Source organism: Micrococcus sp. ACRRV (genome assembly GCF_022346985.1).
GTDB classification, from domain to species: Bacteria; Actinomycetota; Actinomycetes; order Actinomycetales; family Micrococcaceae; genus Micrococcus; species Micrococcus porci.
The window spans coordinates 1-9,197 of record NZ_JAKRNH010000095.1 but is presented as its reverse complement, the minus strand read 5'-3'; the positions used below and the strand labels follow the sequence as shown (position 1 = coordinate 9,197).

General features: G+C 73.3%; 9 protein-coding genes. 6 read left to right on the top strand and 3 right to left on the bottom strand.

Annotated features, from left to right (window positions below):
• The 5 genes from MHY29_RS09605 to MHY29_RS09585 form a co-directional block, all read left to right on the top strand.
• Positions 1-1,114 (top strand): GNAT family N-acetyltransferase (locus tag MHY29_RS09605; protein ID WP_370643504.1); only part of this gene is annotated, 1,114 nt, incomplete at its 5' end.
• Positions 1,111-2,175 (top strand): endonuclease/exonuclease/phosphatase family protein, encoded by a 1,065-nt coding sequence (locus MHY29_RS09600; protein ID WP_224356203.1) that lies wholly within the window; start codon positions 1,111-1,113, stop codon positions 2,173-2,175. The genes MHY29_RS09605 and MHY29_RS09600, both read left to right, overlap by 4 nt.
• Positions 2,176-2,354: 179 nt before the next feature.
• Positions 2,355-2,717 carry an Lsr2 family protein gene (locus tag MHY29_RS09595; protein WP_239240643.1) on the top strand — a complete coding sequence of 121 codons (363 nt, stop codon included), beginning with the start codon at positions 2,355-2,357 and terminating at the stop codon, positions 2,715-2,717.
• Positions 2,718-2,768: 51 nt separating this feature from the next.
• Positions 2,769-3,605, top strand: a complete 837-nt coding sequence (locus MHY29_RS09590; protein WP_239240640.1) for a GNAT family N-acetyltransferase — start codon at positions 2,769-2,771, stop codon at positions 3,603-3,605.
• Positions 3,606-4,406: 801 nt separating this feature from the next.
• Positions 4,407-5,477: a GNAT family N-acetyltransferase gene (locus tag MHY29_RS09585; protein WP_239240637.1), complete on the top strand. Its 1,071-nt coding sequence runs from the start codon at positions 4,407-4,409 to the stop codon at positions 5,475-5,477.
• Positions 5,478-5,500: 23 nt separating this feature from the next.
• Here the strand turns inward: MHY29_RS09585 and MHY29_RS09580 are convergent, their stop codons facing one another.
• On the bottom strand, positions 5,501-6,376 hold the full coding sequence (locus MHY29_RS09580; protein WP_239240634.1) for an ArgP/LysG family DNA-binding transcriptional regulator: 876 nt from the start codon (positions 6,374-6,376) through the stop codon (positions 5,501-5,503).
• 71 nt (positions 6,377-6,447) lie between these two features.
• Between MHY29_RS09580 and lysE the strand changes: the two genes are divergently transcribed.
• Entirely contained in the window at positions 6,448-7,062 is a 615-nt protein-coding gene (gene lysE, locus MHY29_RS09575) for an L-lysine exporter (protein WP_224356198.1), read from the top strand.
• Between the two features lie 16 nt (positions 7,063-7,078).
• On the opposite strand, the gene MHY29_RS09570 is transcribed toward lysE, so the two are convergent.
• Together MHY29_RS09570 and MHY29_RS09565 are read right to left on the bottom strand one after the other, a co-directional pair.
• Positions 7,079-8,110, bottom strand: a complete 1,032-nt coding sequence (locus MHY29_RS09570) for a methionine synthase (protein ID WP_002857396.1) — start codon at positions 8,108-8,110, stop codon at positions 7,079-7,081.
• Positions 8,107-9,153, bottom strand: a complete 1,047-nt coding sequence (locus tag MHY29_RS09565; RefSeq protein WP_239240630.1) for a putative oxygenase MesX — start codon at positions 9,151-9,153, stop codon at positions 8,107-8,109. The genes MHY29_RS09570 and MHY29_RS09565 overlap by 4 nt, the downstream gene beginning before the upstream one ends.
• Positions 9,154-9,197: the final 44 nt, after the last annotated feature.

Genomic DNA, 9,197 nt, shown 5'->3' with positions numbered 1-9,197 from the left:
GAGACAGCCGACCCCGCTGATGAGAGGCACCCCCATGCCGGACATCCTCGAATTCCCCCTGCCCGCCACCGCCGACGAGGCGCACTGGCAGGCCTACTGCCGCCTCAACCGCGACCACAACCACGAACTCCTCGGCACCACCGAGTGGGATGAGTCCCCCGACGACGCCCTCCTCGACGCCGCCGCCGAGTCGGACTACACGCTGCGCCGCTTCCTCGCCCTCGACGACGACGGCACGCCCGTCGGCAACGGCCGCATCCTGGTGAACCACGTGGACGAGCCGGACGCCGCGTCCCTCAGCGTGTTCATCCACCCCGACCACCGGCGCCGCGGCCACGGCCGGGCCCTGGCCGAGCGCATCGCCCGGGAGGCCGACGGCTTCACCCGGTTCGAGACGTGGCCCATGACGCCGCTCCCCGCCGAAGGCGAGCGGGTGCTGCGCCCGTCGAGCGGGGCCGGCGCCGTCCCGGCCGATCACCCCGGAGTGCGGCTCGCCCTCTCCTACGGCTTCGCCCTCGGGCAGGTCGAACGGGTGAGCCGGTATGACGTCCTGACCCCCGCCGTCGACCCCGCGGACGCCCTCGCCGAGGCGGAGCGCCCTGGCGCGGACTATGAGGTGCTGACGTGGGAGGGTCCGGCCGACGAGGCCGTGCGGGCTGACCTCGCCGTCCTCAAGGAGCGCATGTCCACGGACGTGCCCTCCGGCGACCTGACCGTGGCCGAGCAGACCTGGGATGCAGAGCGGGTGCGGCGCCAGGAGGAGCAGATCCTCCTCACCGGTCGGTTCTTCCGGGCCGCGGTGCGCCACCGCGACACCGGGCGGATCGTCGGCGTGAACGAGCTGGTGGCGCCGCGCTCCCGCACGAGCGGTCTGGTCGACCAGTGGGACACCATCGTCCTGCCCGAGCATCGCGGGCACCGGCTGGGCATGCGGGTGAAGGCGGCGAACCTGGTCGCCCTGCGCCGGGCCCTGACCGAGGCCCGCGCGATCATCACCTGGAACGCCGAGGAGAACCGGCCGATGCTCGACGTCAACGAGGCCCTGGGCTTCCAGCCGATCCTCGTGGAGGCGGAGATGCAGGCCCACGGGCCGCTGCGCCGGGTCGTGCCGTGACGGAGGCGCGGCGCCCGACGTCCGCCCGCTCACCGGTGCTCCGCATCCTCGCCAGGATCCTGACCGCCGCCCTCCTCCTGGCACTCGCGGTGCTCGCGGTGGCGGTGTTCACACCGCACAGCGAGCTCGGGCAGCGGCTGACCACCCGACTGTTCCTCGCTCAGGCCCTCGCGTTCGCGGAGCCGGCGGGGGCCGGTCTCACCCTGCTCGGCCTCGGCGTGCTGGCGCTCCACCGAGGGGCGGGCACCCGGCGGAGGACGGCGGTCGGCGGCGTCGCGGCGATGCTCCTGGGCCTGGGCGTGGGACTGCTGGCCTGGCCCGATGCGCCGCCCTGGGCGGCCGGGCCCGCCACCGCCACGGGGAACACCGGGCGGCACGTGCGGGTGACGGTGTTCAACAGCCTGGACACCCTCACTGCGGCCGACGCGCGGCGCCTCATCGACGAGACCGACCCCGACGTGCTGGTGCTTCCCGAGGCGGCTCCGTCGCGGGTGCGCGAGGCCCTGGCCGGGACCGGCCTCGCAGGCGGGGTCCATGAGGGCGCCGATTCCGGGTTCAGCCGCGGCCGTCCCGCCGGTGTCGCCCCAACCACGATCGCGATGCATCCCCGCCTGGGCGCCTACCACCAGACCGCACCCACGCCGACGACGTTCGGCGCCATACGCCTGGAGCCTGCGGACGGGGCGGACGGCCCGGTCGTCGTCGGCGTCCACACGGGGCCGCCGCTGCCGCGCTTGATGGACGACTGGCGCGGCGACCTGGACCGCCTGAGCGCGGTGGACCATGCCGCTGCGCAGGGGCCGATGGTCGTGGCCGGGGACCTCAACGCGACCCTGCGCCACGGTCCGCTCGCGGACCGCGTGCACCTGGCGGACACGGCCCTCCGCTGCCCGGACGACGTCGGAGGCACCTGGCCCTCGGACGCGCCCGGCCGGCTGCGGTCGCCCATCGACCACGTCCTGGTGACGGGCGATGTGGAGGTGCTCTCCTGCACCACTCTGCGGGTCGGCGCGTCCGACCACCTGGCCTATGCGGCGGAGCTGCGCCTGCCCGGGACATGACCCCGACACTCCCGCTTTCGTCCAGGAAACACACGGCGCTTCACGCGCTTTCGGTCGGGAAACGGACACTATGAAACATCCGCCGCGGTTTCTCGGCAACGAATTCACGCCTGTATAGTCGTCATTGTGAAATCACACCGGTGAATCCGCCGGTGAACCGCTCTGAAAGGACTTCTCTCATGGCCACCATCACCACCATCGCCGACGACTTCGACAACTCCACCCCCGCCGAGACCACGTACTTCTCGGTGAACGGCAAGGAGTACGCGATCGACCTCAACGAAGAGCACCGCCGTGAGCTCGAGGACGTCCTGGAGGAGGTCGCCGAGCGCCTCTCGAAGTACACCGCCGTGGCTCGCCCGCTGGGCAAGTCCTCCGCCCCGGCCCGCAAGTCCTCCAAGTCCTCCTCCTCCCGTTCCGGCGCCTCCTACGACGCCGGCGCCGTGCGCTCCTGGGCCGAGGAGAACGGCTACAAGGTGGCCGACCGCGGCCGCATCTCCGCCGACGTCCTCGAGGCCTACAACGCCTCCAAGAAGGGCTGATCGAAAAAGGGCGGAACAACCCCTTCCGCCCCGATTCCACAGGTCGGACGCATGATCCTCCACCTCACCCTTCCCGAGGACTGGGCCGCGGCCCGCGCCGCCGGCGTCTACCCGGCGTCGACGCGCGGGGCGGGCATCGCCGAGGTCGGATTCCTGCACGCCTCGGAGGATGAGCGGCAGGCCGGCGCGGTGGCCGCGGCGTTCTACGCGGACCGCCCGGACGCGTTCCTGGTCGCCCTGGACGAGGACGCGCTGGCCGCGGCCGGACTCGAGGTGCGCCGCGAGCCGGGGAATCCCGCCGACCCGCAGTCGGAGCTGTTCCCGCACGTCTACGGCGGGCCGATCCCGGTCGCGCTGATGCGCCCGCTCCGCCCCTCGCTCACCCTGCGCCCCTACGCCCCCGACGACGCCGCCGCCACCCTGGACGTGTTCCGCGCCGCTGTCACGGGCACCGCGGCCGCGCACTACACGCCGGAGCAGATCCGCGCCTGGTGCCCCGCGGACGTCGACGCCGACGCGTGGGCCGCCCGCCGCGGCGCCGCCTGGACCGTGGTCGCCGTGGACGGGGCCGGACGGGTGCTCGGGTTCGCGGACCTCACCGCGGACGGCGTCCTGGACATGCTCTTCGTCCACCCGGAGGCCGGCGGGCGCGGCGCCTCCCGCCTGCTGGTCGGCGCCGTCCTCGCGGAGGCCCGACGCCGGGGCCTGCCCCGCGTGGACGTCCGCGCCAGCCGCTCGGCGCGGCCCGTGCTCGAGGCCCTCGGGTTCACCGTGGACGGGGAGGACCCGGGGAACACGGTACGCGGCGTCGTCGTGCCGAACACCCGCATGCACGCGGACCTGGCGGGCTCCGCGGGCTCCCCCGCACCTCCCGGCCTGTGGTCCTAGGCTCACCCCCCCTGGACATCCCGGACCTCCGCCGCCGCTTCCCCGACGCGCCAGCCACGCCGTCCGCGACGCCGCCTGCCGCACCCACTGGCGCACTCGCCGCGCGCGAGGATCCCCACGCGCTCACGTGGGCGGTGCTCGGTGACTCCGCCGCCGTCGGCATCGGGGCGGAGACCATGGGGCGCACCTACGTGGCCCAGGCGGCCGCCCGGGTGAGCGCCCAGACCGGCCGGCCGGTGCGCGTCGTGAACCTGGCCGCGTCCGGGGCCATGGCGAAGGACGTCCTCGCCGACCAGCTGCCCCTGATCCCCTCGGGCCGCGTGGACGCGGCGACGTGCGTCGTCGGCGGCAGCGACGTCACCTGGGCGTGGCGGTTCCGGGAGAAGGGGACTGGTGCATGGATAGGTGACAATTTGTCTCACGCCGCGTGTGCGCCACCTCCGGCCCTGCCCACCCGCCACACGGCTCGCCACAAACAACCCGCTAGAGCGGCAGCCGCCCGTATGTTTCGGGGGATCCCTGGGGACCGCGGGGGCGCGCACCTGGACACCCAGTGCCACACCGACCGGATCCCGCCCGATACGCGAAGAGTCCACCGCGCGTCAGGTGAAATCTGCCTGGATCTCGACGGCGAAGGCCCTTGCCCACCGGTCCGCGTCGTGACACAGTTCACCCCATGATGCAGCAGCAGTGACCCCGTGGGTCCGACGACCCACCACCGGCCCTCCCCGCGCGCCCGTCTCGAGCACGGCTCGACGGGTGCCTCTGCGCCCACCCCTTTCTGCAGAAAGCAGTCACCGCATGCCTGACATCATCGAATTCCCCCTGCCCGCCTCGTCGGACGACCCCCACTGGCGGGCCTACTGCCTCCTCGGAGACGAGTACAACCACGAGCTGATCGGCACGACCGAGTGGGACGAGACCCCCACGGACGCGCTCATCCAGGCCGCCGCCGAGACCGACTACACGCAGCGCCGCTACCTGGCGTACGTCGACGGCGAGGCGGTCGGCTACGCCCGCGTCCTGATCAACCACGTCGACGACCCTGACGCGGCCTCCCTCAACGTCTACGTCCACCCGCGGCACCGCGGACGCGGCCACGGCCGCGCACTGGCCGAGCGGCTCGTCCAGGACACCGCCGGCCTCACCCGTTTCGAGACCTGGCCGCTGACGCCGCGGCCGGTGGCCGGGCAACGGGCGCTCACCCCGCCCAACGGCGCCGGCGCGGTGCCCGCCGGGCATCCGGGCGTGCGTCTCGCCCAGTCCTACGGCTTCGCGCTCGTCCAGGTCGAGCGGGTGAGCCGGTACGACTTCGCCGATCCGGGGATCGACCCCGCCGTCGCCCTGGCCGAGGCCGAACGCGTCTCGTCGGGCTACGAGCTCCACGCCTGGGAAGGTGCGGCCGACGCGGCCCTGCAGGACGACCTCGCCGTCCTCAAGGCTCGCATGGCCACGGACGTGCCCGCCGGGGAACGCACCGTGGTGGAGCAGGTCTGGGATGCGGCCCGCGTGCGTCGCATGGACGAGCAGATCCTCACGACCGGCCGGCTCTTCCGCGCGGTGGCGCGGCACCGTGCCACCGGCCGGATCGTCGCCCTGAGCGAGCTGGTGGCGCCCCGCTCGCGCCCGGACGGGCTGATCGACCAATGGGACACCATCGTGCTGCCCGAGCACCGCGGCCACCGCCTCGGCATGCGCGTGAAGGCGGCGAACCTCATCGCTGTGCGCGACGCGCTGCCCGAGGCCCGCGCGATCATCACGTGGAACGCCGAGGAGAACCGGCACATGCTCGACGTCAACGAGGCGCTGGGCTTCCGGCCCGTGCTGGTCGAGGCGTCCATGGAGGCGCCGGCACCCCTGCGACGTCGCTGACGGTCCGCGACCTCGTTGCCGCCTCACCCCCGTTCGAGCGCCCGCTGGGCCGCCTCCCGCACCGCCCGCGTGAGCCGCACCAGGCGCGTCACGGGCAGGGTGGCCGCCTGCCAGTACAGGGGCACGAGGACGTCGTCGAGCCCGGGCACGCGGACCAGCCGGCCGGCGCGCACGTCCTCGACGGCCTGGGCGTCCACGAGCATCCCCCACCCCAGGCCGGCCCGGACGGACCGGTGGAACCCGTCGAACGACGGCGCCAGGTGCGTGGGCGGGGCGACGTCCAGCCCGGCGCCGCTCAGCGCGAGGCGCTGCAGGTCGTCCTTCGCGTTGTAGCGCATCATGGGCATCGCGCCGAGGTCGACGACGTCGCCCGCCGCGTGCCGCGCGAGCAGGGCGGGCGTGGCGAGCGGGACGTAGCGCATGCTCCCCAGCGGCTCCGCCGCGCACCCCTGCACCGGCTGCGGCTCCGTGGTGACGGCGGCCAGCACCTCGCCGCGGCGCAGCAGCCGGGCGCTGTGGTCCTGGTCCTCGACGTGCAGGTCGAGGACCGTGTCGTCCCAGTCGGCAGCCTCCGCCAGGACGGGCCCGAACCACGTGCCCAGCACGTCGGCGGGCACGGCCAGGGAGGTGACGCTGCGCCCGGCCGCCGTGCGGCCCAGCCCGGCCCACGCCTCCTGTTCGAGCACCCGCATGTGCCGAGCCACGCGCACCAGGCCGACGCCGGCCTCGGTCGGTTCGCAGGGTGTGCCGCGCCGGAGCAGCACCTGCCCCACCTCCCGCTCCAGGGCGCGGATGCGCTGGCTGACCGCGGAGGCGCTGACGCCGAGCTCGTACGCGGCCGCCTCGAACGAGCCCTCGTCCGCGATCGCACGCAGCGCCTGCAGCTGATCCAGGTTCATGAAGCAGAGCTTAGGCGTCTGCAGTTCTCTTCGTTTGGCTCAGGCCCGGCCGGGCTCTAGCGTCCTCACCCATGTGGACCCTCGCCGGCACCGGCCTGCTCACCGGACTCGCGCTCATCGTCGCCATCGGCGCGCAGAACGCCTTCGTGCTCCGCCAGGGCGTGCGCCGGGAGCATGTGGGCGCCGTCGTGCTGGTGTGCATGGCCTCGGACGCCGTGCTGATCCTGGCCGGCACCGCCGGGGTGGGCGCGCTCGTGCAGGCCGTGCCGTGGCTGCTCGAGGTGCTGCGCTGGGGCGGCGCCCTGTACCTGCTCTGGTTCGCGGTCTCCTCCCTGCGTGCCGCGCTGCGCCCGCAGGGGCTCGTGGCCGAGCAGGCGCCGCGCACCGCGGGTTCGGTCATCGCCACCACACTCGCGCTGACCTGGCTCAACCCGCACGTCTACCTGGACACCGTGGTGCTGCTGGGCAGCCTCGCCAACCAGCACGGTCCCGACGCGCGGTGGGTCTTCGCCGCCGGCGCCGTCGCCGCCTCGATCCTGTGGTTCACCGCGCTCGGCTACGGCGCGCGCCTGCTGGCCCGGGTACTCGCCGACCCGAAGGCGTGGCGCGTGGTGGACCTGGTGATCGCGGTGGTCATGGCGGTGCTCGCGGTCCGGCTCATCGCCGGTTCCGGCGTGTGGGGATGAGTCGACACCGGCCCCCTCACTCCCCGCCCAGCTCCTCCCGGAGAATCCGCGCGCCGGCCACGAGCGCCGCCGTCTTGTCCCGGGCCACGGAGCGAGCCAGCGGCGCCATGCCGCAGTTGGTGCTCGCGATCAGCTTGTCCGCGTCCACGAACTCGAGGGTCTCCCGGAGGGTCGCGGCCACCTCCTCGGGCGTCTCGATCTCGTCGCTCGCCACGTCGATCGCGCCGACCATCACCTTCTTGCCGCGCAGCAGGCCGATGAGCTCTGCCGGCACCCGGGAGTGGTGCCGCTCCAGGGCGATCGTGTCGATCGTGGACTCGCGCAGCAGCGGGAACGACGTCTCATACTGGCGCCACTCCTCCCCGAGCGTGGCCTTCCAGTCGTTGTTCGCCTTGATCCCGTAGCCGTAACAGATGTGCACGGCCGTCTCACACGTCAGGCCCTCGGCCGCACGCTCGAGCGTCGCCACGCCCCAGTCGCGGACGTCGTCGAAGAACACGTTGAACGCGGGCTCGTCGAACTGCACGACGTCGACGCCCACCGCCGCCAGCTCCCGCGCCTCCTCGTTGAGGATGCGCGCGAACTCCCACGCGAGCTTCTCGCGGCTGCCGTAGTGGCGGTCGGCGAGGGTGTCGATCATGGTCATCGGCCCGGGCAGGGTCCACTTGATGGGCCGGTCCGTCCGCGCGCGCAGGGCCTTCGCGTCGTCCACGAACACCGGCGCCGGCCGGCCCACCTCCCCGACGACGGTCGGCACGCTCGCGTCGTACCGGTCGCGGATCCGCACCGTCTCACGCCGGTCGAAGTCCACGCCGCCGAGGTGCTCGATGAACGTGGTGACGAAGTGCTGGCGGGTCTGCTCGCCGTCGCAGACGATGTCGATGCCCGCGCGCTCCTGGTCGGCCACGGCGAGGGCGAGCGCGTCGAGCTTGCCCTCGCGCAGCCGCTCCCCCTCGAGCTTCCAGGGCGACCAGAGCGTCTCCTCCTCGGCGAGCCAGCCGGGCTTCGGCAGGCTGCCGACGAGGGTGGTGGGGATCAGGGTGGTCATCGGGTCTCCTCGGTGTCTCGTGCGGCGTGGGCGGCGGCCCAGCGCTTCAGCAGGTCGCGGTGCGGGCCCACGAAGTGCTCCTGCGTGTACTCCCCCTGCTTCCGGCCGAGGCGGGCCCGCTCCTCGCGGTCGTAGGCGATCCGGGTCTGCGAGAAGTCGCCGTGGTCCAGGCGCGGCCGGTAGAGCTCGCCGGCCCCGGCGTTCGCGTTGTAGATCTCCGGCCGGTAGATCCGCTGGAAGGTCTCCATGGTGGCGATCAGCCCGGCCAGGGAGAGGTTCGCGTGGTCGTTGAGCAGGTCGCCCCGCGAATAGAACGCCAGCGGCGCCACGGCCCCGCGCGGCAGGAAGCACCGGATCCCCAGGCCCATCCGGCCGAAGTAGCGGTCCGTGCGGGAGGGTTCGTCCTGGCGGTACTCGACCCCGAGCACCGGGTGCTCGTTCGTCAGCCGCCGGTAGGTGCGGCTCGTGGACACGCTGATGCAGATCACGGGCGGCTGCGGGAACCGCTCCCGGTACGCCTGCGAGTCGAGCAGGTGCCGGAACAGCCGCCCGTGCAGGTCGCCGAAGCCGTCGGGCTCCTCGGTCCCCGGCGACGTCGCCGCGTGCGCGGGCAGCACCACGGAGAAGTCGTGGTCGCGGACGTAGGAGGAGAAGTTGTTCCCCACACTGCGGCCGAGCACGGCGCCCGTCGCGCGCTCGACCACCCGCACGTCGAGCATCTCCATGAGCGGGAAGTCGACGTCCGCGCCGTCGTCGGCGGTGAAGTGCACGTCGATCGAGACGATCTCGATCCGCGCCGTGTAGCGGTCCCGCTCCGGGTTGTCCCAGGGGGCGAGGTCGTTGAGGCGCCCGTCGATCATGGCCAGGGCGGCGCGCAGGTTCTCCCGCCGGTCCGCGCCGCGGGCGAGGTTGGCGAAGTTCGTGGTGGCGCGCGTGCTGGCGGCGGGCGTGTAGTCCTCGTCGAACGGCGTGGTGTGGATGCTGAACGTCAGGTCGTCCACGCGGGTGGGCACGGTGCTCGGGACAAGGGTGGCGTGGCTCATCGGGTCCTCTCCGGGGTGCGGACGCGGGTGGTGCGGTGGTGGGC

Excerpts from the sequence above, each read along its gene's own strand:
- lysE (WP_224356198.1), top strand. The coding sequence starts at position 6,448 with ATGTGGACCCTCGCCGGCACCGGCCTGCTCACCGGACTCGCGCTCATC.
- MHY29_RS09570 (WP_002857396.1), bottom strand. The coding sequence starts at position 8,110 with ATGACCACCCTGATCCCCACCACCCTCGTCGGCAGCCTGCCGAAGCCC.
- MHY29_RS09585 (WP_239240637.1), top strand. The coding sequence starts at position 4,407 with ATGCCTGACATCATCGAATTCCCCCTGCCCGCCTCGTCGGACGACCCC.
- MHY29_RS09565 (WP_239240630.1), bottom strand. The coding sequence starts at position 9,153 with ATGAGCCACGCCACCCTTGTCCCGAGCACCGTGCCCACCCGCGTGGAC.
- MHY29_RS09590 (WP_239240640.1), top strand. The coding sequence starts at position 2,769 with ATGATCCTCCACCTCACCCTTCCCGAGGACTGGGCCGCGGCCCGCGCC.
- MHY29_RS09580 (WP_239240634.1), bottom strand. The coding sequence starts at position 6,376 with ATGAACCTGGATCAGCTGCAGGCGCTGCGTGCGATCGCGGACGAGGGC.
- MHY29_RS09595 (WP_239240643.1), top strand. The coding sequence starts at position 2,355 with ATGGCCACCATCACCACCATCGCCGACGACTTCGACAACTCCACCCCC.